This is a genomic window from Myroides sp. C4067, assembly GCF_038039665.1.
In the GTDB taxonomy this organism is placed as follows: Bacteria; Bacteroidota; Bacteroidia; order Flavobacteriales; family Flavobacteriaceae; genus Flavobacterium; species Flavobacterium odoratimimum.
This window is the reverse complement of record NZ_JBBPHJ010000002.1, coordinates 166,768-192,150: the sequence shown is the minus strand read 5'-3', so window position 1 is coordinate 192,150 and position 25,383 is coordinate 166,768. Positions and strand designations below refer to the sequence as shown.

Here is a 25,383-nt window from a genome sequence, read left to right as displayed (position 1 = left end):
CCTGAACAGATTGTTCAAGGCATTTCTCTTACTATTCATTCCACTTAAATTTATAAGTATAATCAATATCCATTTCTTGATTAGCACGTAATATTCTAATTTTATTTACTCCTTTATTTCTTTCAATCTGTTTAAAAAATTCTTTTATATCACAGTGTGACAAAGGAAGTTCTAGATCATTTATTTTCAATACCACATCCTCTATTTGGAGTAAATCATTATCAGAATTAATTGAGTTAACATAAAAACATCCATTGTCATTTAAACCTAATGTAAAGCCTTTAAATATTTCCTCTTCCGCGCAATAAAACTTATTATCTATTTTTTTTAGGTAAATTATTTTATTATAAAAATCAATGTAAGTATGGTATTCTTTTATAAACTGAAAGCCAATATTATTAAGCAAATTATCTTCAAGTATAAAAGACTGTTCTTTAATTTCAAGATTACCAAGCTTTATAGGTGCATTAGCCAAATATATTTTTTTATTAATTGTTTTTTCAAGTCCATATACCCCTCTTCTTCCTTCGCTATAGACAACTTTATTTTTATAATTACTAACAAATTTCTCCATCTTAATATTAGGAATAGCTAAATATCCTGTACTTCCTGTATCAAATAAGAGTTGTGTCTTAATCCCATTAACTATTGCAGTTATACTAGGTCGTCCATTATTATCTTTTGATTTATATTTATGCTTTGTATGTGTATCAAATACTTTTTTGTCTAACATCTTATGATTATACAATTTAATATGCTGTCCAATAGGATCTATTTCAATTATATAATTTTTCAACATATGTATTCCTATTATTCCATGTAATTTCACATCACACATAAAATGATGTTGTTGACTCATATTATCATTATTTATCCCTATTACATTATTAAATACTTTGCCAGAGATAGTTAATCTATCCAAACTAACTAACGATTCTTGAGCTTCTTTATTAGAAATATCACTTAGTGTTATTTCTCTAATAACATTTTTTACATCAAAATATTTTTTATCAAATAGAGCAACAGCAGCTCCTGTATCAAATAAAAAATCGTATTCCTTCCCCTCTACCTCTACTTTAATAATAGGCCAACCATTCTTTTCCTCATAAGGAATAGTCAATACTTGAGCATAAGAAACAAAAAAACCATACATCAAGAATAACAGCAGATAAATACTTTTAATTTTCATAAGGATATTTTATTAAATTACAGATAATCAATATAATAATAAATACTCATTAAAAAACAAATAAATCAAAAAAAACCGAGCCTTTACAGACTCGGTTTACTATTATTTCTCTGATATTCTTCTCTATCTTCATTGACATACATCTTATGAGGAGATTGCTTAGTATGAAAGATATCCAGAATAACAATATTCTCTTCAGTTACCTCATATAGAATTTTATACTCATAAACTAAGAGATACCTTCTCTCGAATCGACTATACATCATACCTTCTTTCTGTCCTAAATAGGGAAAATCAATTAACTGCTTGATTGCTTTAATAATATTATCCTTTACCTCTTTAGCCTTGCTTACACTGACATGATTAACATAATAGAAGTATATATCCCTTAATTGACTGGCTGCAAAATCAGATAATATTATTTTCATACTACTACCATTTAGTACTCATCTCTTCTACTTCCTCTAAGGTATAATACCTTCCCTCCTCATAGTCTTTACGAGATATAGCTAATCTGCTCTCTAATTCCTCTTCTGTCATAGGTAAAAACATCTCCTCTTCCACTCGTTTCAGAGCATTGACATATTCATTTATCTGGTCGATCAATGCCTCATCGTGAATATCCATAAGGGATTTAACTATCTGCTGTCTCTTTACCTCTACACTCATAACTAATTCATTTACAACACAAAGTTACACAAAATAAATAAACACATTCCTCCCTAACTATAAATTTACCACATAAAAAAACCGAGCCTATACAGACTCGGTTTCTCTCTTTACAACTATATAAGTGGGTTTACTTCACTTCTTCGTATTCTACATCTTGTGTACCATCAGCATCACCACCTTGGTTTGGCTGTCCTTGTTGAGGACCTGCTTGACCACCTTCAGCTTGTGCTTTGTACATTTCTTCAGATGCTGCTTTCCAAGCTTCGTTAATTTTGTCTAACGCTGGTTGGATAGTATCTAAGTTCTTAGTTTCAAAAGCTGTTTTTAATTCAGCTAAAGCTCCTTCGATATTAGATTTATTTCCTTCAGATAATTTATCTCCGAACTCTTTTAATTGTTTTTCTGTTTGGAAAATCATAGCATCAGCTTCGTTGATTTTCTCTACAGTTTCTTTTGCTTTTTTATCAGCATCAGCATTGGCTTCAGCTTCTTTTTTCATTCTTTGGATTTCTTCTTCAGTTAATCCAGATGAAGCTTCGATACGAATATCGTGAGATTTACCAGTTCCTTTATCTGTAGCAGATACTTTGATAATACCATTAGCATCGATATCGAAAGTTACTTCGATTTGAGGCACTCCTCTTTGTGCAGGTGGTAAACCATCTAAGTGAAAACGACCGATTGTTTTGTTATCATTAGCCATTGGTCTCTCTCCTTGTAATACGTGGATTTCAACCGATGGTTGGTTATCTGCAGCAGTAGAGAATACTTGAGATTTCTTAGTTGGAATAGTTGTATTAGATTCGATTAATTTAGTGAATACACCTCCCATAGTTTCAATACCTAATGAAAGTGGAGTAACATCTAATAATAATACATCTTTTACATCTCCAGTTAATACACCTCCTTGGATAGCAGCACCGATAGCTACAACCTCATCAGGGTTAACTCCTTTGTGTGGTTTTTTACCAAAGAATTTCTCTACTTCTTCTTGGATTCTTGGGATACGTGTAGATCCACCTACTAAGATTACCTCATCGATATCTGATTTAGATAAACCAGCATCTTTTAAAGCTTTCTCACAAGGAATCATAGAACGACGTACTAAATCATCTGATAATTGCTCAAATTTAGCTCTTGTCAATGTTTGTACCAAGTGTTTTGGTCCTGAAGCAGTAGCTGTTACATAAGGTAAGTTAATCTCTGTTTGTGTAGCAGAAGATAACTCAACTTTAGCTTTCTCAGCAGCTTCTTTTAAACGTTGTAATGCCATAGCATCTTTACGTAAATCTACTCCTTCAGCAGAATTAAACTCATCTGCTAACCAGTTGATGATTACGTTATCGAAGTCATCACCTCCTAAGTGAGTATCTCCATTAGTAGATAATACTTCGAATACACCGTCTCCTAACTCAAGGATAGAGATATCGAATGTACCACCACCTAAGTCATATACTACTACTTTTTGATCTTTTCCTGTTTTGTCTAATCCGTATGCTAACGCAGCTGCTGTAGGCTCGTTAATAATACGTCTTACTTTTAATCCTGCAATCTCTCCTGCCTCTTTTGTCGCTTGACGTTGTGCGTCATTAAAGTAAGCTGGTACAGTAATAACTGCTTCCGATACTTCTTGTCCTAAGAAATCTTCAGCTGTCTTTTTCATTTTTTGTAGTGTCATCGCAGAGATTTCTTGTGGCGTATATAAACGTCCATCGATATCTACACGTGGAGTATCATTATCTCCTTTTACTACTTGGTAAGGTACTGCTGTTGCTTCTTTTGCAGCCTCACTATATTTCTCTCCCATAAAACGTTTGATAGACGCAACTGTTTTTGTTGGATTAGTTACAGCCTGACGTTTTGCAGGATCACCTACTTTAATCTCTCCACCTTCTACGAATGCTACGATAGATGGTGTAGTTCTTTTTCCTTCAGCGTTTGAGATTACTACTGGCTCATTACCTTCCATTACAGATACACAAGAGTTCGTAGTTCCTAAGTCAATACCAATTATTTTACTCATAATATTTTCTATAGTTTATTTTTATACTTAATTCTTTGTCGTGAGCTTCATGCTCGGTTACTCTTAAACAATCTTTATGCCAACAGAAAAAATTGAATACTTTGTCTGTTTTTACGTCATTTTATCTTTTAAACAATGTCATATTGTCATTTACACCTCTTTTAAATAAGAAATAAGCATACATAACGTCAGTATATACTGACAATGATACCTCTCCTTAAAAAGCCCTCTCCTTAAAAAACACATCACTTACTACTCCTACTTAGTAATCAATACAAGAAACATAAAACAACTATATAATTATCTATCCACATAATTCCCTTCCCATCTTGCGTTAAATAAATCTCTAAAAGTTGTCTCTGATTAGAATTTAGCTATCTTCGTATTATTAAATCACTACTATTTTATGGAATGTATTTCTGTATTTGATATGCTCAAAATCGGTGTAGGACCATCTAGTTCGCATACTTTAGGTCCTTGGAGAGCCGCTGAGCTTTTTTTAAAAGAATTGCGTGATCGCAATATCTTTGACCAAGTTTCTTCTCTGAAAATAGATTTATTTGGTTCACTTTCTCTTACGGGAGTAGGGCACGCTACTGACTTAGCTGTCATGTTAGGACTAAGTGGAGCTGATCCAGAATATGTCCCTGTCGAAGACATTAGTGGTATTATTGATCATATTAATGCTTCACAGTCTTTATTATTAGGAGGAACAATGCCTGTAGTGTTTAACCCTAAGGAAAACATTGTATTTAATAGAAACTTCCTCCCTTTCCATGCTAATGGAATGACATTTACTGTACAATATGGTGAACATGAACTATATGAATCTACCTTTTATTCTATCGGTGGAGGATTTGTAGTAAAAGAAGAAAACCCTGATAATCAAGAGAAAGAAGAGATCAAAGCTACTTTCCCTTTCCCTATAGAAAAAGCTACGGAATTATTAGCCTACTGTAAAGAGCAGAATATGTCTATCTCTGAATTAGTATATGAAAATGAAAAGTCTATACGTTCAGAAGAAGAGATACATAATGAGTTATTACGCGTGTGGAATACCATGCTAGAGTGTATGTATATCGGATGTCATACAGAAGGTATATTACCAGGAGGCCTTAACGTACGTAGACGTGCTTATGACACTCATTCTAAACTGAAAGGAGACCTCCCTTATAACACACCTCAAGAATGGTTACAGACTATTCGTAAGACAAAGGTTTACTTTAGACAGATATTGAAATGGGTAAGTTGTTTTGCCTTAGCTGTTAATGAAGTGAATGCTTCTCTTGGGCGTGTAGTGACTGCCCCTACTAATGGTAGTGCAGGAGTTATACCAGCGGTATTAATGTATTATCTAGTTATAGAGAACCATAAAGCAGGCGATAAAGAAATCAAACAGTTCTTAATGGTAGCTGGCGAAATAGGTAGTATCTTTAAAAAGGGAGCTACGATATCTGCTGCTATGGGAGGATGCCAAGCAGAGATTGGGGTTTCTAGTGCAATGGCTGCTGGTGCCTTATGTGAGCTAATGGGAGGTACTCCAGAACAAGTAACTGTAGCAGCTGAGATAGCTATGGAACATCACTTAGGACTGACATGTGACCCTATCGGAGGTCTAGTTCAAGTACCTTGCATAGAAAGAAACACGATGGGCGCTATTAAAGCTATTAATGCAGCAGAGCTTGCTTTAGATACTGACCCTAAGAATGCAAAAGTTCCTTTAGACAAAGTAGTCAATACAATGTGGGAAACTGCAAAAGACATGAATAATAAATACAAAGAGACTTCAGAAGGTGGTCTTGCTGTAGCTGTAAACTTATCAGACTGTTAAACAGATGAAACAAACGATTGGAATATTGTGTTTCCTAGTCTCGGCCTATGCTTTAGGACAGAGTCAACTCTATGTATCTACACCCACTGTAGCTTACAACGATGCTAATGGTACTACTCAGATAGGAGTCTATACACGTGGTGCTTATTTAGAAAATATAGAAAAAATAAACAAAGATGTATTCAAGGTAACTAATGCTTATGCAGAAGAGACTTATATTTTAGATATTAATAATCTAAAAAAAACGCTCTCAGCAGAAGATACATCAGAAGCCTCTCCTAATCCGATTATAGACTTTGATGATTATTATGGAAGTCCTCACTTATTCACAACAGTAGGTGGACTGAAGGTAAGAAAAGCTCCTAATCATCAAGCAGAAGTATTAGAGACACTGTACACAGGTACACCATTAGCCATAGATTACTACCCTTATGATAAAGAAGCTTGGGTAAAAGTATCTCACTTAGGAAATACAGGCTATGTACCAGTGAAATATTTAGGTAAAAGACCTAACCTAAACAATCTAATAACAAATTATAAAAAAGCTACTGATCCAAAAGATCAAAAGAGATTTATCCAACGTATCGTAGAGCTTGGTTGGAATAGTAGCCAAGATGAAACAGCACTAGCACTAGGAGTTTTTGCTGAATATGCGGACAAAAATAACCGTCCAGAAAAAGCAACCATCGCTAGACTACAAGCAGAAGTTCTAAAAGTGTCTCCTAATAATGAAGAAATAGCTGACAAAATAGAAAATATGCTAAACCAACAACTATTCGGTTTTACGTTAAATAATGTGTTAGAACCAAGAAAAGGTTTTAGCTTAGCCACATTAGAGAAAAGTCTAGGGAAGATAAAAGAGAGTTATTCTAACTTAGATGATTGTGCTCTAGGAGACTATGAGAGCAATATAATATTCCATACAGCTGAATGTATTGGACATGATGTCAATAAAACATATAAGTTAAGAATAATAGAAATAAAAAATGATGCTGGATTCAAGATCAACAACAGCATCGTGAATGAAAATACAACAGAAAAAGAATTTTTAGAAATAGGAAAAGGCCTTATTAATACAATTCTTCCTTTAGAAAAAGCGTATCAGATAGCAGCTGGAGATATGGTATACCAATTTTCATTTGCAGAAGGTAAGCTGAGTAAAGTAGAATTGATTTACTTCTGCTAATTCTCTTCTTTTTATTCTGAAATAACAATTTTACAATAACCCAAAAAAACAAGAAAAATGTCTGTAGCAAAAAAAGACTATAAAAAAGTGACAACTAAGTCGCTAATAGATATGAAAGCCAACGGAGAGAAAATATCAATGTTAACATGTTATGACTACTCTATGGCTAAAGTATTAGAAGCAGGTGGAGTTGACGTAATGCTTGTAGGAGATTCTGCTAGTAATGTAATGGCTGGTCATGAGACTACTCTACCGATTACATTAGATCAGATGATCTATCACGCACAGTCTGTAGTACGTGGAGCTGACAGAGCGCTAATTGTTGTGGACTTACCTTTTGGTTCTTACCAATCTGATCCTAAAGAAGCATTGCGTTCAGCTATTCGTATCATGAAAGAAAGTGGCGCTCATGCAGTAAAGATGGAAGGTGGAGAAGAGATTAAGGACGGTATTAAACGTATCTTAGATGCAGGTATCCCTGTGATGGGCCACTTAGGACTTACTCCTCAGTCTATCTATAAATTTGGTACTTATACCGTAAGAGCTAAAGAAGAAGAAGAAGCTAATCAGCTGATCAAAGACGCTAAAATGTTAGAAGAGATAGGGTGTTTTGCTCTTGTACTAGAAAAGATTCCTGCTGCTTTAGCAAAGAAAGTTGCTGAGAGTATTTCTATCCCTGTTATCGGTATCGGTGCTGGTAATGGTGTAGATGGGCAAGTATTAGTAGTACATGATATGATAGGACTTACTCACGAATTTAGCCCTAAATTCTTACGTCGTTATATGAACATTTTTGAAGATATGAAAAATGCAGTATCTCAATATGTTGAAGATGTTAAGTCTGTTGATTTTCCGAATGAAAACGAACAGTATTAAGAAAGCTTACTTATTTAAAATACAAAGAATATCCTTTTTACATATAAAAAGGATATTTTTGTTTCAAATTATTACAAATGAAGATTGTTTCTACACCCGAAAACCTACAAGTATTACATGAAGATAATCATATCATCGTCATTAATAAACGCGTAGGCGATATCGTACAAGGTGACCAAACAGGTGATATGCCACTAAGCGAAATAGTAAAATTATACTTAAAAAAGAAGTACAATAAACCTGGAGAAGTTTATCTAGGCGTAGTACATCGCTTAGACCGTCCTACTTCTGGATTAGTAGTATTTGCAAAAACATCTAAAGCACTGAGTCGCTTAAACGAATCATTCAAGAACAGAGAAACACAAAAAACGTATTGGGCAGTAGTAAAAGATGCTCCCCCTAAAGTAGAGGACACATTAGAGCACTTCCTAGTTAGAAACCCTAAGAACAATACTTCTAAAGCACATAATAAAGAAGTCCCTAATAGTAAAAAGGCAAAGCTAACCTATAGAATGTTTCACCAACTAAAGACCTATTCTACTCTAGAGATAGATCTATACACAGGACGTCACCATCAGATAAGATGCCAGCTATCAGCTATAGGTTGCCCTATTAAAGGAGATCTAAAATATGGAGCAGACAGAAGTAATCCTGATGGAGGTATTCACTTACATGCTCGTAAGCTTACCTTTATCCATCCAGTGACAAAAGAAACACTTACTATAGTAGCTCCTACTCCTGATGAAGTAATATGGAATAATATAGAACCAAAATAATACAAAAAGCTATTCATTTCTGAATAGCTTTTTGTATTTCTATAATCTCCTATTGGTCAACTTCGTATCTTCGCTATAAATTATAAAGTATGCAAATAGAAAAGAAATATAGCTATACACAGCTGACTGATGACACCATACTCGCTTCTACACTATCTAATACTGACGAAATAGTGATGGTACTGAGCAATGGAGATGTAACAAGACATAACTTTCAGACAGACAAAACTACCCTAGTATCTACTTTACAAGATAGTATGGGGTATACAGATGACGGATTTGACCTCACTGCTCCTATTTCTATCTATACTTTAGATGATATTATCGTTATCGTAAACGACTTTAAACGTCATGGTTATATCATTAATCCTAAACAAGAATACCGACTACATCTATGGAGAGGGGATTATTACGCTAATATTACGAAGTACCCTATCGCACTGTATAAAGATGCTAATGAAATACCTCATATCATCTATGCGGATGATTGGAACCATGTACAAATCATGAATTTAGATACTCGTCAAGTACTAACTGCTGCTAAATCTTTAATAGAAGACGCTGCAGAAGAGAAGCATATCGAGTTTTATAAAACTCATAAAGAACACAATAAACTAGCTTGGCCGAGCACCTATGATTATTTCTATGGTAAGTTACTATTATCTCCTAATCATCAATACTTCGCAAGTGTAGGATGGGTATGGGGTTCTTTTGATTGTATCAATGCTTATGATGTCTGTAATTTTATCACCAACCCTAGAATACAAGATATCATCGTTCATGGAGGAGAACATGAATCAAGACAAATATGCTGGGTAAGCAATAATATTCTTGCCGTAGAACACAGCCCTTATACAGAAGAAGAGGAAGAAGCAACAGAGGATACCTTAGATGAAATACACCTTTACCTATTGGAAAAAAACAAAGCTACCTTATTAGATAAAATACAACTACAACATAAAGGTATCCAATACAACGCTATGTACTTTGACGCTATACTCGATGCTTTCGTATTAGTTAACTTAGATGAAGGGGTATATATCGTATCTAAGATAGGAGAAGTACTTTATCAAGATGATACTATTCGTACTTATACATATAACACTACCGCTCAACAGTTCTTATCATGTAATGAAAAAGGCGTATCCATCTATGACCTAAAGTTATAATAACACTAAGCATACTACATCAATATAAATTATTATAAAAAAACGAATCCCATTTCATAGATAAGTAAAAAATATTATCTTCACTTTTTACATAATTTTTTGATAAATGAATGATAAGCCTAAAAAAAGTTTAGTAGATAAGTTTTTATCTAGTGTTGAAAAGATTGGTAATATGTTACCTCATCCAGCAACTCTGTTTGCTAGTTTTGCTGTATTAGTTATTATAGCCTCATGGATAGCCAGTTTTTTCGATCTCTCCGTACTCCATCCAGGTACTAAAGAAGAGATAAAATCATTCAACCTAGTAAGTGCAGAAGGATTACACATGATTCTTTCTAAAATGGTTACTAACTTTACTAACTTTGCTCCTTTAGGTACGGTACTAGTCTCTTTACTAGGTATTGGTATTGCAGAAGGTTCTGGATTAATAGGAACTATCTTAAAAAAGATTGTACTATCCTCTCCTAAGAAGCTACTGACATTCGTTATCGTATTTGCAGGCATACTTTCTAATACGGCTAGTGAAGTAGGTTATGTTTTATTAGTACCCTTAGCTGCTATCATATTCTTAGCAGCAGGTAGACATCCTATAGCAGGACTAGCAGCTGCCTTCGCAGGAGTATCAGGAGGATATAGTGCTAACTTATTATTGGGAACTATAGATCCGCTATTAGCAGGATTATCAGAAGAAGCAGCTAGAATTATAGACCCTGCTTATGTAGTTAACCCCGCTGCGAACTATTACTTTTTATTTGTATCTACCTTCATTATTGCTATTCTTGGTACATGGGTTACAGAGCGCATAGTCGTACCTAGATTAGGAGAATACACAGGAGATGAAAAAGCAATTTCTATAGATCCTTTAACAAAAGAAGAAAAGAAAGGCCTAATCTATGCCTCTATAGCAGGTTTTTTATTCACTGTATTTATACTAGGAGGTCTGATCCCAGAGAGCGGTTATTTAAGAGGTACTGATGGTGGGATTTTGAAGTCTCCTTTTATGTCAGGTATTGTTGCTTTATTATTTATTGGAGCTGCCCTAGCAGGTATCGCTTATGGTATCGGAGCTAAAACTATCAAAAACGATACAGATGTAATGAAAGGAATGTCAAAAGCGATGGAAACTTTGGGGTCTTACATTGTTTTAGTGTTCTTTGCAGCTCAGTTCGTTGCTTATTTTAATTGGACTAATCTAGGGTTAATCTTCGCAATAGAAGGTGCAGAAACACTACAGAAATCAGGTTTAGGAGCTATTCCACTGATGCTGATGTTTATTGTAGTCTCGGCCTTAATTAACCTAATTATGGGAAGTGCCTCTGCTAAATGGGCTATTATGGCACCTGTATTTATCCCTATGTTCATGTTATTAGGGTATTCTCCAGAACTAGTCCAAGTGGCTTACCGTATAGGAGATAGCGTTACTAATATTATCTCTCCGATGATGAGTTATTTTGCCTTAATTGTTGCCTTTATGCAGCGTTATGACAAAAAAGCAGGTATAGGAACTATCGTCTCTACGATGCTTCCTTATACTATTGTATTCTTTATCGGTTGGTCTATTATATTTGTGATTTGGTTACTTCTAGAATTACCTCTAGGGCCAGGAGCACAACTATTCTATACTGCACAATAAAACACTAAGAGCTAACTTTATAAAGTTAGCTCTTAGTGTTTATACTATTTACGCTTCTGTTGCAATAGGTTTATTACTTCTAGACCATTCACTCCACGAGCCCACATATAGCTTAGGCGTCGGGATACCAGCTGCTGTGATGGCTAATAGAGTGTGACATGCTGTAATACCAGAGCCACAGTGTACTGCTCTATTCTCTAACGGATAATCTTGTAGAATAGCAGTGTACTTCTCTCTTAACTGTTCTTCTGTCAAGAACATCCCCTTCTCATCTAGATTAGACATAAACGGAACATTGATAGCTCCTGGTATATGCCCTGCCACTGTGTCAATAGGTTCTGTTATCCCTTTGTATCGATTTGCCTCACGTACATCGATCACTACATAATCCTCTCGCCCTACATTCGTCTCTATTTCATGAATATCAGCTAGTGGTAGTTGCCACTCCGTTACAGGGTACACTCCTACTTCACTTGCTTTGACCACATTATTATTGCTTGGAAAACCTACCTGCTGCGCAGCACTCATTCCACCACTTAGCACTTGTACTTTCTGATGACCTACAGCTGTCAGCATCCACCAAAATCGAGCAGCAGAATTACCTCCGAATACTGTGTCATAAATAATCACATGACTATCTGGAGTAATACCTAAAGACTTCAAGCTGTGAGCAAATTGTGCTACAGAAGGCAATGGATGTCTCCCTCCTTTTGACGCATCTTCTCCTATATGGGCTAGCTGTGTATTTCCATCTACAAATAAAGCTCCGTCTAAGTGTTCTTTCTCATACTCAGCTCTAGCCACCTTACTATTCGTAGCATCTATTAATATATAACTACTTCCTTGTTCTCTTAAAGACAATAGTTCACCTGGTTGGATAATTGGTTTCATATATACTTATTGTTTGTTTCATCTCTTATTCTATATACTCGGTACCACAAAAATATTAGATAATCTTTCTTTTAACTTAGCTAAGTCATCATTTGATTTAGTCCCATAGAATGCTTTAGTAGCTACTATAGCCGTCTCTTGTTCTAACAGCTTTCGCCCTACGATCATTTCAGCTTCATACACCATATTCATACTTTGAGGTACACTAGGCATCTCTACTTCTAATTTTAGGATTCCTCCTTCTTCATTTAGATAATAAGGCTGTACTTTATTAATAACAGGATTAAAGAGTGTACTGGTATAAACTATTAGAGATTTAGGCAAATTGTTCTTTTTGCTATTTTTCTTTAGAGTATAGATTATTTTCTCTACTTCATACCCTGCTACCATACTTACCTCATCAGACGTCACACGAGTATAATCATCTAAGGTAATATGAGTATGCCAGTGTTCTTTTTCTAAAAAGTCTTTTTGGTAAGAGAAGTTTAATGCTGTATTAGGAACTATCGTCGAGGTCGCATATACAAATCCTTCATCTAGTATATCATTCCACTTATTCTCTAGAAGATAAGTAGCTCCTTCTGCCTTATACACGACTTCATACCCTGCTACATATACATTATTCTTTATAAAAGGCAATCTACCGTATTCTTTTAATATCTGAGGATTCTCTGTCAGAAACTGCTTCACGCTATCTCTATCTTCTACAGATAGCTCAGCTAGGTACTTATTAGCTAATTCTTTACTGTACAATGGATCATGACTAATGTGTACGATAAACTGATTGAGAAGAGAATCACTTAATGACATCTTATACACTAGAGCCCCTTCTATAAACTTCTTCTTATTTACAACCACTTTCTCTTGAGGATCTGCAGTTGTATTACTGACTTCTTGTTGTCTATTCTCCTTACATCCCATCAGGGTTATCCCTACTATAAACAATCCTAAACTAAGTCTTATCATTCTATCTTATATTGAAAATCTAAAGTACAAAAAATAACCACGTTCTCTTATTTCTTCTTGTTATAATAAATACTAAACCCGCAAAACAATCTGAAAATCACTAAAAACAAGTGTACAGTTAAAAGCAGGATTATAAACAATAACTGTACAGCTATATTAGGACGAAACCGTTTTTTCAGCAGTGGTCGCATAGTGATCGCATAGTGATGGCATAATGGTCGCATAAAAAAGGGCTAAAACTATGCGACCACTATGCTATCATAACCCCATAAAGATTCGGTCATTGCAACATATAGCAGAAATTACTCTAAAAAAATGATAACCAACCCACATAAACTAATCAATAAAAACAAATTCACTCTACATTAATACAAAACTGTATAACCCTTCTTCAAAATTGTATAACACTATATCTGTCTTTTTATTCGTACTTTGTATCTGCACAAAAAGAATTATTGTACAAATGAAAAAAGAATATAAAGTAAGTGGTATGAGCTGTAATGGCTGTAGAACCAAGATAGAAGATACCCTAAATGAAATACACGGTGTAACTGCCGAAGTTTCATTAGAACAAGAGCAAGCCAATATAGAGTCTCATCATGATATAGATACCTTAACACTTCAGAAAGAATTACTAAAAAAAGGAAACTATATACTACAAGAAATAGTAACTCATGAAGATGGTACGCAAGAGATTCTACCAGCTGTAGAAGTATCAGAAGAAGATATGTACCAACAAGAACTTCCTAAGGGAATGGAAGATAAAGCGGGTAAATACTTCTGTCCGATGCTATGTGAGGGGGATAAAGTGTATGATACCAATGTAGGATGTCCTGTATGTGGGATGAACTTAGAGCAAATCCCTGCACCTAAAGTAGAGAAGACAGTCTACTACTGTCCGATGCTATGTGAGGGAGATAAGACCTATGACAAACCGGGGAATTGTCCGAAGTGTGGGATGAACTTAGTGCCTAAGACCATACTAGTAGAACAAGAAGATACTACATATACAGATATGCTGAAGAAACTGCGTATCTCAGTAGCCTTCACTATTCCAGTATTTATACTAGCCATGGGGTCTATGATACCAGGTGATCCTATCGGAAAAGTCGTACCTCATGAGTGGAATAACTATATACAGTTATTATTCACTATTCCTGTAGTCTATGTATGTTGGATGTTCTTTAGTAGAGCATGGACTTCATTTAAGACATGGAATCTGAATATGTTTAGTTTAATCGGTTTAGGATCTGCTGCTGGGTTAATCTTTAGTGTTGTAGCCTTATTTTTCCCTGATCTTTTCCCTGATGATTTTAAAGGAGAGCATGGTATTCACCTTTACTTTGAATCTGTAGCCGTGATTCTTACACTGGTATTAGTAGGACAAGTAATGGAAGCAAAAGCGCATAGTCGTACCAATACCGCTATAAAAGAATTACTAAAACTATCTCCTACAGAAGCAACTTTGGTTACTGAAAATGGAGAAGAAATAATACAAATAGACAAAATTGTCAAAGGAAATCACCTGCGTGTAAAACCAGGAGAGAAGATACCTGTAGATGGCGAAATCATAGAAGGAGAATCTAGTATAGATGAATCTATGATCACTGGAGAACCTATCCCAATACACAAAGTAAAAGGTGATAAAGTAGTATCAGGTACCATTAATGGTAATAGTTCGTTCATCATGATGGCTGAGAAGGTAGGTGACGAAACATTACTTTCTCAAATCATTGAGATGGTGAATAATGCCAGTAGATCTAGAGCGCCTATCCAAAAACTAGCAGATCAAGTAGCGAAGTACTTCGTACCTATCGTAGTGATTATCGCCATAGCTACTTTTATTCTATGGAAGACATTAGGGCCTGAACCAAGATTAGCTTATGCATTCGTTAATGCATTAGCAGTATTAATCATTGCGTGTCCTTGTGCCTTAGGACTAGCGACTCCGATGTCTATCATGGTAGGAATAGGTAAAGGGGCACAGAATGGTATCTTGATTAAAAATGCTGAAGCACTAGAAACAGCCAATAAAGTAAATGTATTAATCACAGATAAGACGGGTACACTGACAGAAGGTAAGCCATCTGTAGAGAAAATCGTGAGTATATCTCCAGACTACACAGCAGAAGATTTACTAGTGCTAACTGCCTCGCTTAACCAAAATAGTGAGCACGCATTAGCGACTTCTTTTACTAAAAAAGCGAAAGAAGACGGTCTAAGCCTAACCCCTGTAAAGATGTTTAACAATATCACAGGAAAAGGAATACAAGGTCTAGTAGATAAAAAACGTATTTCTCTAGGGAATAAAGCACTTATGGATGTAGTACAAGCATCACTAACTGATAGCTTACTACAACAAGTAGAAAAAGAACAAAGCCAAGGAAAAACTGTATCTTATATAGCTGATAACAATACAGTCATAGGATATGCTGTATTATTCGATAAAATAAAAGAATCGAGTAAACAAGCTGTAAAAGATCTTCAAAATAAAGGAATCGAAGTGATTATGATCACTGGTGATAACCCTAAGACAGCACAGGCTGTGGCTACAGAATTAAATATTAAACACTTCTTAGCTGAGGCTATGCCAGAAGATAAGTTAAACGAAATAAAGAAACTACAAGAACAAGGAAAGATAGTAGCCATGGCAGGTGATGGTATTAATGATGCTCCTGCTCTAGCCCAAGCTAATGTAGGTATCTCTATGGGTACTGGAACTGATGTCGCTATCGAAAGTGCAGAAGTAACCTTACTACAAGGAGATTTGGCAGGTATACCGAAGGCTATTAGCCTAAGTCATGGAGTAATGAAGAATATTAAACAGAACCTATTCTTTGCCTTCGTTTATAATAGTGTAGGTATTCCTATCGCTGCAGGTGTGCTATATCCGATCTTCGGAATAGTATTATCACCTATGATTGCAGCTGTAGCGATGAGCTTTAGTTCTGTATCAGTTATTACAAACTCGTTACGACTAAAGAATCTTAAACTTTAATCATCATTTTTTTTATAATACCTTTCATTTTTTTAACCAGAGCGATCACCATAGCTCTGGTTTTTTTTTATGTTTTTAATTTAAGACAACAGGTATAGAAACAAAAAAGCCAGGGTGATCTACCCAGGCTTTTTACTCACCTTAAAAACTAAAATTGCAAACACAAATACCAATTTTTAGCTTATTAAACCTAAAAAAAAGGCCATCCCAAAGAATGGCCTAATCAGAATCATCTATATAAAAAAAAACAAGTCCCCACTCTGTTTTTTATTAAAGTAATTAGATGTTCTTAAATATCTTCAAAGTTTAACAGTGCTAATATACAAAAAAAAAGCAAATATTAACATTTAAAAGAACTAGACGTAATAAATTAATATAAAAACAGAAAATCAATCAATAAAATAACATTTAAAAACTCTTATAATCAACTACATATATCTTTTTCAATAAAACATAATTTTATTCATTAAAATTTAAATTGACATTACTTTTAGTACATGCCGTTCATTTCTACAGCCAAAACAGGGCTCTTAAAAACAAAAAGCTTATCACAACTGGTGTTGTGATAAGCTTTTTGTTTTAGCTCATCTTCAAAAAAGGGATAAGACTAATCTTGCGCTACTGCTTTAGACTTAACAAATATAGCAGATAGAACTAAATATGCTGCTACTACTAATTCTATTATAACCCACCATGTATGCTCTATAGGGATAGCATAAAAGGGCTGGAATATTCCAATAATAAGAATATACATTGCCATTTCGATAACTTTCTTATTGATATGAGAGTTATAGGCTAATATTCCTAAACCAACCATAACGATAAATCCCACTAAAAGATCAAAATCTGATGAAGAAGTAAATGCACTTAAGATCAATAAAAGTGCTATTAATATTTTAATTGCCCTTTCCATACTTTAATTCTTTATAAATTAGATTACTCTAAGATAATAAAAACTATAATCATTTAAAAATCAATAACAAAGAATTATCTATAATAAAACAAAGTAGTTAATATCAATAATATAATTAATTCATACTAACACAACAATCTCCACACAAAAGCACTTTTATTTGAGGTAAAAAAAACTTACTTTAGCACCTAATTATAATTAAATCATTAACAACACAATGAAACAAGTAACTTTAAACCATATCCATGAAGCTTTAGGAGCGAAGATGGTTCCATTTGCAGGATTTAATATGCCTGTACAATATGAAGGAGTAAACATTGAACACGAAACAGTTAGAAACGGTGTTGGTGTTTTTGACGTATCTCATATGGGAATCTTCAAAATTTCTGGACCAAATGCTTTGGCATTAATCCAAAAAGTTACTTCTAATGATGCTTCTGTATTAGTAGATGGTAAAGCTCAGTACTGCTACTTCCCTAATACTACTGGAGGAGTTATAGACGATATTATTACTTATAGAGTGAATGAAAATGAATATTTGATGGTAGTAAATGCGTCAAATATTGAAAAAGATTGGAACTGGGTAAGTTCTCATAATGATATGAACGCTACCTTAGAGAATCTATCTGATGGATACTCTATCTTAGCGATACAAGGCCCTAAGGCTATTGAGTCTATGCAAAGCTTAACTGACGTTAACTTAGCGGATATCAAATTCTACAACTTTGTGATTGATACTTTCGCTGGAGTAAAAGACGTTGTAATCTCTGCTACTGGATACACAGGTTCAGGTGGTTTTGAAGTATATGTGAAAAATGAAGATGTAGAAGCTCTTTGGAATAAAGTATTTGAAGCTGGTGCTAACTGGGGGATCAAACCTATCGGATTAGCTGCGCGTGATACATTACGCCTAGAGATGGGATACTGCTTATACGGTAATGAACTAAACGATGAGATCTCTCCATTAGAAGCAGGATTAGGATGGGTAACGAAGTTCACAAAAGACTTCATCAACTCTGATAATTTAAAAGCTGAAAAAGAAGCAGGTATCAAAAATAGATTGATTGGTTTCGAACTAGTAGGTAAAGGTATTCCTAGACATGACTACGAAATCGTAGATGCTGAAGGTAACGTAATCGGAAAAGTGACTTCTGGTACTCAATCTCCTTCATTAGGTAAAGGAATCGGTATGGGATATGTACCTGTAGCACTAGCTGCTGAAGGAAGCCAAATATTCATCCGTATTCGTAAGAATGATGTTGAAGCAAAAGTGGTAAAAACACCTTTTTATAAAAAATAAGGCAAAAGAATAGGAAGCTTAAAAATAAGCTTCCTTTTTTTTTATGATATATTTGAATAATGAGTTATTTTTGCGATTATAAAATTAAGTAACAAATTATTATGGGAAGAGCGTTTGAATTTAGAAAAGGACGTAAGCTAAAACGTTGGTCTGCTATGGCAAAAACGTTTACAAGAATTGGTAAGGATATCGTAATGGCTGTAAAAGAAGGTGGACCTAATCCCGAGGCTAATGCTCGCCTTCGTGCCGTAATACAAAATGCTAAGGCAGCTAATATGCCTAAAGATAACGTAGAACGTGCCATTAAACGTGCTACTGATAAAGATACTGAAAACTATAAAGAAGTAATATTCGAAGGATACGGACCTCATGGTATCGCTTTCTTAATCGAATGTGCTACAGATAATAACAATAGAACTGTTGCCAACATTAGAAGTTACTTCAATAAATGCAACGGTACTTTAGGTACACAAGGGTCTGTTGAGTTTATGTTCGACCATACATGTAACTTCAGAATCCCTGCTGAAGAAGGTAGAGATCTAGAAGAGTTCGAATTAGAATTAATTGATTTTGGTATTGATGAAATCTTTGAAGATGAAGATGGCGTAATGATTTATGCTCCTTTTGAAAGCTTCGGATCTATCCAAAAAGAATTAGAAGGTAGAGGAATTGAGATCTTGTCTTCTGGATTCGATAGAATACCACAAGTAACGAAAGAGCTTTCTGAAGAAGAAATAGCTGACGTAGAAAAATTATTAGAAAAAATCGAAGAAGATGACGACGTACAAAACGTTTTCACTACTATGGCATAATCCACAGTTTCGTTTATAATATAAAAAGACGGAATACTTTAGATAAAGTATTCCGTCTTTTTTATTTAAATCTTACTAAGTCAGGTGAAATCGTTTAGGAGGGTATCCGAAGTGTTTCTTAAACGCTTTAGAAAAGGCAACAGAAGAAGAATATCCTAAGTCAAAAGCTATCTCTGCAATGGTATGATGAGCTTCTTCTAACTTCTGTATAGCGATATTCATACGTCTATGTTGAGCATATTCGAATAGTCCTAGATTATACAGATGCTTAAAGCCTCTCTTTAGTTTATACTCATTGATAAAAAACAGTTTAGACAGTTCTTCTGTAGTATAAAACTCTCGGTAATTAAGGTCTATAAATTCTTTTATATTAGATAGTATTAGTTCATCTTCTGGTGTCAGCTTTACCCCAAGCTGTAACTTAGAGCACTCCTCTACCCCAACCTCTTTCTCATGTAACAATACAGATATTACCTCTAGTACCTTCCCTTTGACATACATATCTTTAGCTATTCCTTTATAACTACATGTTTTAATTTCATTTAACAGTACTAAAAGCTCTTGCGTCAGTTTTATATCCTTAATTAACCTTGAGGTCTGGTCATTCTTTATCGCAGTAGTAAACTTCGCTATAGCCTCATCTTGTTGCCCCCATTCATTAAAGAACTCTAAAGGTAAGTAGATATCTAAATGCTCATATACGGCATCTTTTTCGAATATGACATCTGCTACAGATCCTGTACTTAGATAAGTCAAATAACAGTGAAAAGGCAAGTACTTATTAGGCGTTCCATTAATGACATCTCTGACGATATGCTTCCCAAAAAAGAAGCTTAACTCTACGTATTCTATTTCTTCAAAAACATAGTGCAGGGCATAATCTTGTGTATACTTCAGATAATACTGTCTAATAATAATATCAGCAGAATCAAAGATATGATAAGTCACGAAACTCCCAGAATCATTTACTAATTCCTTTTTACTCTGATACATCTCATTAGTTACCATATTCTCTAACTCAAAAAACTCAACGATTTGATCACCTTTACTCATAAAACCACCTATTGATTACTAAACTGCTAATTTTTATTCCCTTTTGGCTAAGTCATTCCATGATATAGAATATACTTTTGTTTCCGCATTCAAATTTATTCAATCTAAATTAAGTATCAGATGAAAAGATTCTTTTTAATCAACACAAGTCATAAATTCATACTTACTGGTCTACTTTTGATCAATATAAGTACCTATGCCCAAGAAAAGGGGAATATCAAAGGAACTGTTGTGAGCCATACTCAAGAAAAATTGGTAGGAACTACAATTACTTTAAATAACAACTTATTTAAAACTGTTTCAGATAATAACGGATACTACTTACTAGAAAATATCGAATCAGGTAAATACCTTATTACTCTTCAGTATAAAAATAGCATTACAAAAGACAGTATCGTTATACCTGCAAATCAAACTGTCATAAAAGATTTCATGCTATTTGATGACAACAATGAAACCTTAGATGCAGTAGTCATTAATACAAATAAAAACATTCGTTCTTCTTCTTCTTTGCGAACAGCAGCTAACCTATTAGATGTACCACAAAACATCCAAGTGATAGATAAAGGGTTAATGGATGATCAGATTAGTATGACGATGAGTGATGCTATTGCTCAGAATGTGAGCGGTGTAAGATCTGTATTACATCAAGAGCAAGCTAGTGCAGGTATATATGTACGTGGTTATGGCGCTAGTAATCTAAGAAATGGTATGGATATCTCAGGAAGCTTTGGCCCTATCAGAGAAGACAATACCTTTATAGAACGTGTAGAGTTTGTAAAAGGACCAGCAGGTTTTATGATGGGAAACACACAACCAGGTGGTTTCTATAATATCGTAACCAAAAAACCAACAGGTAGTAACAAAACTACGGTTAAGACTATACTAGGTAGCTATAATCTATATCGTGCAGAGGTAGATGTAGATACTAAGCTAACAAAGGATGAGAGACTGTTATTCCGTATCAATGGGATGGCTACAAAAGCTAGTTCTTTCCAATTGTACAACAAAAACAATTACTTATCATTAGCACCTTCTTTAAAGTACAATATTAGTGATGATACGAATATTACCTTTGAGTATATATTCAACTCTAATGAGTTCGAAGGTGGGTTCTCTAAATATGCCTATTCTAAAAAGGAGTTTAAAGAACTACCTCGTAAATTTACATTCACTGACCCTATCATAGATCCTACCATGATTAAAGAACACAATGTGTTTATTAACCTTAATCACAGATTAAGTGCTGATTGGAATCTTACTGCTAAACTGGGTTATGTAGAAGCTACTATGGAAGGAGAAAGTCTGTACTCTATCTATAACTCTATAGACGATAAAGGCAATGTACAAAGAGCACTTTCTGTAAATGATGCGTATAACTCAGCTAAAGTTGGGCAAGTCTATATGAATGGCAAATTTAAGATCACAGATCAGATTAAAAACAATGTGTTATTTGGGCTAGATATGGGGCAAAAAGAACACATGGCTGATTGGTCTGTTATTTCTGATACTAAAGGAAATGCTATTCCAGTAGGTCCATCGTTTAATATATATAACCCTGTGTATGGTAAGCTTACTAAAAAAGATATCCCTACTTATGACCGTTCACGTTCACTAAGAGAACGAGCAGCAGGTAATATTCAAGAATATAGCTATATCTCTCTATATGTACAAGACGAATTTCTTCTATTAGATGAGAAACTTAGATTAGGGCTTGGGGTACGCTACACCTCAACAGAGAAAACAACGAGTGCTTCTAAAGGAGATGTTGTAAAGAATCAAGCGTATACTCCTCGTTTTAGTATCACGTATAATATCTCTCCATCATTCTCAGCTTATGCCTTATATGATCAGAGCTTCCAAGAACAAGTTGGTCAATTAGAAAACAACAAAACAGCTGATCCTTCTAAAGGAACCAATAAAGAATTTGGATTAAAGAAGACATGGTTTGAGAAAAAACTATTCACTTCATTAGCTTTCTACCAAGTAGATAAAACAAATATCCTTACCCCACGTGATGCCTCTGCTAATAACCAAATTATGGTACAGAGTGGGAAGGCTACGTCTAAAGGAGTAGAATTTGACTTAAATGGACAAATTACAGATGGTTTGACCTTGACAATGAACTATGCGTATACTGATGCTAAGATAACTGAAGATAATAATCCAGCTAAGAAAGGACAACTATTACCAGGAACTGCTAAGCACAGTACTAATGCATGGCTTACTTATAGAGTTCAATCAGGTACATTCGAAGGTTTAGGGTTTTCTCTTGGATACCAATACCAAAAAGATCGCTCACAAGCTCCTGTACAAGCTAAAAAGTTCTTACCAGACGACTACTTCACCCTTGATGGAGGAGTATCGTATAAAAAGAACAACTATGCATTCAACGTAATTGTTAATAATATCACAGATAGATATAATTATGTAGGTCACTTCCCTGGTGCGTGGGGATACACACACTATGGATGGAGAGCTACTACACCACTGTCATTCAAACTTAGTTTAGCTTATACATTCTAATAAGATAAAAGATAATTAGAAGTCATCTCAACTTTTTATTTTGCTGAAGTATTTTTAGTTCTATAACAATAAAAGTTATAAAGTTCCATGCCATCCAGCTAGAAAGTGTGGTATCAAATCTATTTAGTAAAGAGCGAAAGCTATCTAACCAAGCCTTGGTTCTTTCAATAACATATCTTTTTTTTATGATTTTTCATCAAAATAATCATCTTCATTATCTTGCCCATTTCGTTTATTAGGGCAGGTATTCGCTATTATTTAAATAAACTATTTTCCATAACACCTTTTTAAAGATGATTAAAACTAAATCTACTCACTAAAAACAATTTAGTATAGTTAAAGTAGCTAATAAAGAAAAAAATATTCAGCAGTAATTGTTTTTTGTTAATTTTTATACAAAATATATAAAAATTAACATCTTTAGCTATATATTTATTTTTAAAAAAAATCATGAAGAAAATATGTTTTATCCTATGTATGTTTGTATTTAAAGTCGCTTATTCCCAACTAGGAGTAAATACTTCATTACCATTACAACCATTACACATTGATGGAAAAAAAGACAACCCTTTATTTGAAAAACCGAATGCTGAACAAATAAAAAATGATGTAGTTTTAGATGAAGAAGGAAAAATAGGGGTAGGAACTATTAATCCAAATTTTAAATTGGATATTTTGAGTGACACAAGAGGTGCTATTAGAATAGCTGATGGTACACAAGGTGAATCAAAGGTTTTAATGAGTAATGAAAATGGTGTAGGAACGTGGCAATCTCCTGCATCTATAAGACCTACAATATTAGGAGAACCTAATACTACAACAAAATCAGTTGCTTCACATGTGTTATTAGGTGCTTCTATTAATTTAACACGAGGAAAATGGATTATTAATATCGGGCAACTGTTAAGAAGTAATACTTCTGCATCAACTACTAAAAATAAATGGGTGAGAATAACTCTAAGTAGTAGTAATACTTCTAATACGAAAACAGGGTTTAAATTTATAAGTACTAGTATTTATATTTCGGGATGGTTATCTCCTTCTATAGCTACATACGGAGGTTTTTCTATGTTAACAGGTGTAATACCAGTAGAGGTTACTGCCGATGAGGTTACGTTATGGACATGGTTTGCAGGAGTTGATGAAACAAGTGAGTCTATACCTGCGGATGTTGGTAATAATGGAGAAAATTTTATATTTGCTATGCCTATTAACTAGTTTAAAGTTTCTTTTTAAACTTGGTAAAGTGTAAATCTAACTTTATTACTTTTGACTTACTTGATAAAAGGAGGTATAGGCACATTATATTTCTATGTAAAAAGAAGTATTTCATCAGATATTCAAAGAGTGACTTTTAATGAATAGATAAACAGCATCATTCACAAAATCTCCGCTTTATGTTCCATGATAAATATGACCCTATGTCTCACTCTATTCTAACTTTGTAAAGTACTAGGTACGTGAGATTATAAATTTTGTTTAGTGACGCAAATTTCTATAACCTTTATTTTACAAAAGTAAAGAATACTTCATAAAGATCATCCCTTTCTAGTTATTTTAGAAAGGGATGTTTTATTTTAAAACATTCGTTCTACTAGCAATATTCTCACATATTGACCTATACTCCTCTATTTTTCCTATTTTTGCAATAAAAATTTTTCATTATGAAATGGGAAGGTAGACGAGAAAGTAAAAACGTTACTGACAATAGAGGTAAATCTTCAGCTGGGAAAACAGCTATAGGAGGTGGTTTAATTGGTATTATAGCGATGTTGCTATACCTATTTGGAGGAGAAACAGGTAAACAAATAGCTCCTGTATTAGAACAAATGGGTGAAGGTCAACAAACAGAACAAGTAGAAACTAGAAACCTTTCTCAAGAAGAAGTAGAAATGGGTAAGATGGTAGCTGTGATGTTTGCTGACACTGAAGATGTATGGCACAAGATATTCAAAGAAAACGGAATGCAATACCGCGAGCCTAAAATGGAGCTATTCGATGATAAAGTGAATACACAATGTGGTAATGCTACTGCTGAGGTAGGTCCTTTTTATTGTCCTGCTGACGAAACAGTGTATATGGACTTAAGATTCTTTGAAGAACTACACACTCGTTTTGGAGCAGAGAGAGGTAACTTTGCTATCGCTTATGTTATCGCCCATGAAGTAGGTCACCACGTACAGACTCTATTAGGTACTAATAGTAAAGTACACCAAGCTCAACAAAGTATGAGTAAGAAAGAAGCGAATAAACTATCCGTAGGTTTAGAACTTCAAGCAGACTTCTATGCTGGTGTGTGGGCTAAGTATAATCAAAAGTACTTAGACGCTAAAGATATTGATATTGCCTTAAGTGCTGCACAAGCTGTAGGAGATGACGCAATACAAAAAAGAGTAACAGGTCAAGTAAATCCTGACTCGTTCACGCATGGAAGTTCGAAACAAAGAAAAGAGTGGTTTATGAAAGGATTCGAGACTGCGGATATCAAGCAAGGAAATACTTTTGACTTTATCCGATAGATTCACATCTTCCTACCACAAACAAACTAATATTTATAGACAATTAAAAA

At 34.4% G+C, this 25,383-nt stretch carries 20 protein-coding genes and 1 pseudogene; 12 read left to right on the top strand and 9 right to left on the bottom strand.

What is annotated here, in order from left to right; genetic code table 11:
• Positions 1-31: 31 nt before the first annotated feature.
• The 4 genes from AABL87_RS02125 to dnaK all read right to left on the bottom strand — a co-directional run bounded on the left by AABL87_RS02125 (position 32) and on the right by dnaK (position 3,884).
• Positions 32-1,189 carry a hypothetical protein gene (locus tag AABL87_RS02125; RefSeq protein WP_016649688.1) on the bottom strand — a complete coding sequence of 386 codons (1,158 nt, stop codon included), beginning with the start codon at positions 1,187-1,189 and terminating at the stop codon, positions 32-34.
• A gap of 83 nt (positions 1,190-1,272) precedes the next feature.
• The gene (locus AABL87_RS02120; protein ID WP_006256761.1) at positions 1,273-1,617 is read right to left on the bottom strand and encodes a type II toxin-antitoxin system RelE/ParE family toxin; all 345 of its coding nucleotides are present in this window, start codon (positions 1,615-1,617) and stop codon (positions 1,273-1,275) included.
• 4 nt (positions 1,618-1,621) lie between these two features.
• A complete protein-coding gene (locus tag AABL87_RS02115; RefSeq protein WP_006256762.1) occupies positions 1,622-1,858 on the bottom strand; it encodes a hypothetical protein in 237 nt (78 codons plus the stop codon).
• A gap of 130 nt (positions 1,859-1,988) precedes the next feature.
• Positions 1,989-3,884 (bottom strand): molecular chaperone DnaK, encoded by a 1,896-nt coding sequence (gene dnaK / locus AABL87_RS02110; protein WP_006256763.1) that lies wholly within the window; start codon positions 3,882-3,884, stop codon positions 1,989-1,991.
• A 406-nt stretch (positions 3,885-4,290) separates the two neighbouring features.
• On the opposite strand from dnaK, the gene AABL87_RS02105 reads away from it, so the two are divergent.
• The 6 genes from AABL87_RS02105 (at position 4,291) to AABL87_RS02080 (ending at position 11,355) form a co-directional block, all read left to right on the top strand.
• On the top strand, positions 4,291-5,715 hold the full coding sequence (locus tag AABL87_RS02105) for an L-serine ammonia-lyase (protein WP_006256764.1): 1,425 nt from the start codon (positions 4,291-4,293) through the stop codon (positions 5,713-5,715).
• Between the two features lie 4 nt (positions 5,716-5,719).
• Positions 5,720-6,901 carry an SH3 domain-containing protein gene (locus tag AABL87_RS02100; RefSeq protein ID WP_006260812.1) on the top strand — a complete coding sequence of 394 codons (1,182 nt, stop codon included), beginning with the start codon at positions 5,720-5,722 and terminating at the stop codon, positions 6,899-6,901.
• A gap of 57 nt (positions 6,902-6,958) precedes the next feature.
• Positions 6,959-7,777, top strand: coding sequence for a 3-methyl-2-oxobutanoate hydroxymethyltransferase (panB, locus tag AABL87_RS02095; protein WP_006256766.1), 819 nt, complete (start codon positions 6,959-6,961; stop codon positions 7,775-7,777).
• Positions 7,778-7,854: 77 nt separating this feature from the next.
• The gene (locus AABL87_RS02090; RefSeq protein WP_006256767.1) at positions 7,855-8,553 is read left to right on the top strand and encodes an RluA family pseudouridine synthase; all 699 of its coding nucleotides are present in this window, start codon (positions 7,855-7,857) and stop codon (positions 8,551-8,553) included.
• An 89-nt stretch (positions 8,554-8,642) separates the two neighbouring features.
• Positions 8,643-9,722 carry a hypothetical protein gene (locus AABL87_RS02085; protein WP_341276878.1) on the top strand — a complete coding sequence of 360 codons (1,080 nt, stop codon included), beginning with the start codon at positions 8,643-8,645 and terminating at the stop codon, positions 9,720-9,722.
• A gap of 106 nt (positions 9,723-9,828) precedes the next feature.
• A complete protein-coding gene (locus AABL87_RS02080; RefSeq protein ID WP_006256769.1) occupies positions 9,829-11,355 on the top strand; it encodes an AbgT family transporter in 1,527 nt (508 codons plus the stop codon).
• Between the two features lie 48 nt (positions 11,356-11,403).
• Here the strand turns inward: AABL87_RS02080 and AABL87_RS02075 are convergent, their stop codons facing one another.
• Positions 11,404-12,246: a sulfurtransferase gene (locus AABL87_RS02075; RefSeq protein ID WP_341276877.1), complete on the bottom strand. Its 843-nt coding sequence runs from the start codon at positions 12,244-12,246 to the stop codon at positions 11,404-11,406.
• 30 nt (positions 12,247-12,276) lie between these two features.
• The gene (locus AABL87_RS02070; protein WP_341276876.1) at positions 12,277-13,212 is read right to left on the bottom strand and encodes a hypothetical protein; all 936 of its coding nucleotides are present in this window, start codon (positions 13,210-13,212) and stop codon (positions 12,277-12,279) included.
• A gap of 463 nt (positions 13,213-13,675) precedes the next feature.
• On the opposite strand from AABL87_RS02070, the gene AABL87_RS02065 reads away from it, so the two are divergent.
• Positions 13,676-16,210, top strand: coding sequence for a heavy metal translocating P-type ATPase (locus AABL87_RS02065; RefSeq protein WP_341276875.1), 2,535 nt, complete (start codon positions 13,676-13,678; stop codon positions 16,208-16,210).
• 607 nt (positions 16,211-16,817) lie between these two features.
• Here the strand turns inward: AABL87_RS02065 and AABL87_RS02060 are convergent.
• The gene (locus AABL87_RS02060; protein ID WP_341276874.1) at positions 16,818-17,123 is read right to left on the bottom strand and encodes a DUF6804 family protein; all 306 of its coding nucleotides are present in this window, start codon (positions 17,121-17,123) and stop codon (positions 16,818-16,820) included.
• A gap of 217 nt (positions 17,124-17,340) precedes the next feature.
• Here AABL87_RS02060 and gcvT point away from each other — a divergent pair, with 217 nt between their 5' ends.
• Both gcvT and AABL87_RS02050 read left to right on the top strand, forming a co-directional pair.
• Complete coding sequence (gene gcvT / locus AABL87_RS02055; protein WP_006260805.1) at positions 17,341-18,423, top strand: glycine cleavage system aminomethyltransferase GcvT; 1,083 nt, start codon at positions 17,341-17,343, stop codon at positions 18,421-18,423.
• Positions 18,424-18,524: 101 nt separating this feature from the next.
• Positions 18,525-19,235 (top strand): YebC/PmpR family DNA-binding transcriptional regulator, encoded by a 711-nt coding sequence (locus AABL87_RS02050; protein WP_006256775.1) that lies wholly within the window; start codon positions 18,525-18,527, stop codon positions 19,233-19,235.
• A 75-nt stretch (positions 19,236-19,310) separates the two neighbouring features.
• On the opposite strand, the gene AABL87_RS02045 is transcribed toward AABL87_RS02050, so the two are convergent.
• Positions 19,311-20,288 carry a helix-turn-helix domain-containing protein gene (locus AABL87_RS02045; RefSeq protein ID WP_006260803.1) on the bottom strand — a complete coding sequence of 326 codons (978 nt, stop codon included), beginning with the start codon at positions 20,286-20,288 and terminating at the stop codon, positions 19,311-19,313.
• A gap of 120 nt (positions 20,289-20,408) precedes the next feature.
• On the opposite strand from AABL87_RS02045, the gene AABL87_RS02040 reads away from it, so the two are divergent.
• Positions 20,409-22,814 carry a TonB-dependent receptor gene (locus AABL87_RS02040; RefSeq protein ID WP_058699436.1) on the top strand — a complete coding sequence of 802 codons (2,406 nt, stop codon included), beginning with the start codon at positions 20,409-20,411 and terminating at the stop codon, positions 22,812-22,814.
• Between the two features lie 22 nt (positions 22,815-22,836).
• Here AABL87_RS02040 and AABL87_RS02035 read toward each other — a convergent pair.
• Positions 22,837-23,072 (bottom strand): annotated as a pseudogene (locus AABL87_RS02035) (IS5/IS1182 family transposase); the annotation flags it as partial.
• 192 nt (positions 23,073-23,264) lie between these two features.
• On the opposite strand from AABL87_RS02035, the gene AABL87_RS02030 reads away from it, so the two are divergent.
• Positions 23,265-24,032, top strand: coding sequence for a hypothetical protein (locus AABL87_RS02030; protein ID WP_006256778.1), 768 nt, complete (start codon positions 23,265-23,267; stop codon positions 24,030-24,032).
• Between the two features lie 446 nt (positions 24,033-24,478).
• The gene (gene ypfJ / locus AABL87_RS02025; protein WP_006256779.1) at positions 24,479-25,333 is read left to right on the top strand and encodes a KPN_02809 family neutral zinc metallopeptidase; all 855 of its coding nucleotides are present in this window, start codon (positions 24,479-24,481) and stop codon (positions 25,331-25,333) included.
• Positions 25,334-25,383 lie beyond the last annotated feature (50 nt).

What these genes read in the sequence shown, in the direction of transcription:
- AABL87_RS02125 (WP_016649688.1), bottom strand. Translation starts at nt 1,189, where the DNA reads ATGAAAATTAAAAGTATTTATCTGCTGTTATTCTTGATGTATGGTTTT.
- AABL87_RS02120 (WP_006256761.1), bottom strand. Translation starts at nt 1,617, where the DNA reads ATGAAAATAATATTATCTGATTTTGCAGCCAGTCAATTAAGGGATATA.
- AABL87_RS02115 (WP_006256762.1), bottom strand. Translation starts at nt 1,858, where the DNA reads ATGAGTGTAGAGGTAAAGAGACAGCAGATAGTTAAATCCCTTATGGAT.
- dnaK (WP_006256763.1), bottom strand. Translation starts at nt 3,884, where the DNA reads ATGAGTAAAATAATTGGTATTGACTTAGGAACTACGAACTCTTGTGTA.
- AABL87_RS02105 (WP_006256764.1), top strand. Translation starts at nt 4,291, where the DNA reads ATGGAATGTATTTCTGTATTTGATATGCTCAAAATCGGTGTAGGACCA.
- AABL87_RS02100 (WP_006260812.1), top strand. Translation starts at nt 5,720, where the DNA reads ATGAAACAAACGATTGGAATATTGTGTTTCCTAGTCTCGGCCTATGCT.
- panB (WP_006256766.1), top strand. Translation starts at nt 6,959, where the DNA reads ATGTCTGTAGCAAAAAAAGACTATAAAAAAGTGACAACTAAGTCGCTA.
- AABL87_RS02090 (WP_006256767.1), top strand. Translation starts at nt 7,855, where the DNA reads ATGAAGATTGTTTCTACACCCGAAAACCTACAAGTATTACATGAAGAT.
- AABL87_RS02085 (WP_341276878.1), top strand. Translation starts at nt 8,643, where the DNA reads ATGCAAATAGAAAAGAAATATAGCTATACACAGCTGACTGATGACACC.
- AABL87_RS02080 (WP_006256769.1), top strand. Translation starts at nt 9,829, where the DNA reads ATGAATGATAAGCCTAAAAAAAGTTTAGTAGATAAGTTTTTATCTAGT.
- AABL87_RS02075 (WP_341276877.1), bottom strand. Translation starts at nt 12,246, where the DNA reads ATGAAACCAATTATCCAACCAGGTGAACTATTGTCTTTAAGAGAACAA.
- AABL87_RS02070 (WP_341276876.1), bottom strand. Translation starts at nt 13,212, where the DNA reads ATGATAAGACTTAGTTTAGGATTGTTTATAGTAGGGATAACCCTGATG.
- AABL87_RS02065 (WP_341276875.1), top strand. Translation starts at nt 13,676, where the DNA reads ATGAAAAAAGAATATAAAGTAAGTGGTATGAGCTGTAATGGCTGTAGA.
- AABL87_RS02060 (WP_341276874.1), bottom strand. Translation starts at nt 17,123, where the DNA reads ATGGAAAGGGCAATTAAAATATTAATAGCACTTTTATTGATCTTAAGT.
- gcvT (WP_006260805.1), top strand. Translation starts at nt 17,341, where the DNA reads ATGAAACAAGTAACTTTAAACCATATCCATGAAGCTTTAGGAGCGAAG.
- AABL87_RS02050 (WP_006256775.1), top strand. Translation starts at nt 18,525, where the DNA reads ATGGGAAGAGCGTTTGAATTTAGAAAAGGACGTAAGCTAAAACGTTGG.
- AABL87_RS02045 (WP_006260803.1), bottom strand. Translation starts at nt 20,288, where the DNA reads ATGAGTAAAGGTGATCAAATCGTTGAGTTTTTTGAGTTAGAGAATATG.
- AABL87_RS02040 (WP_058699436.1), top strand. Translation starts at nt 20,409, where the DNA reads ATGAAAAGATTCTTTTTAATCAACACAAGTCATAAATTCATACTTACT.
- AABL87_RS02030 (WP_006256778.1), top strand. Translation starts at nt 23,265, where the DNA reads ATGAAGAAAATATGTTTTATCCTATGTATGTTTGTATTTAAAGTCGCT.
- ypfJ (WP_006256779.1), top strand. Translation starts at nt 24,479, where the DNA reads ATGAAATGGGAAGGTAGACGAGAAAGTAAAAACGTTACTGACAATAGA.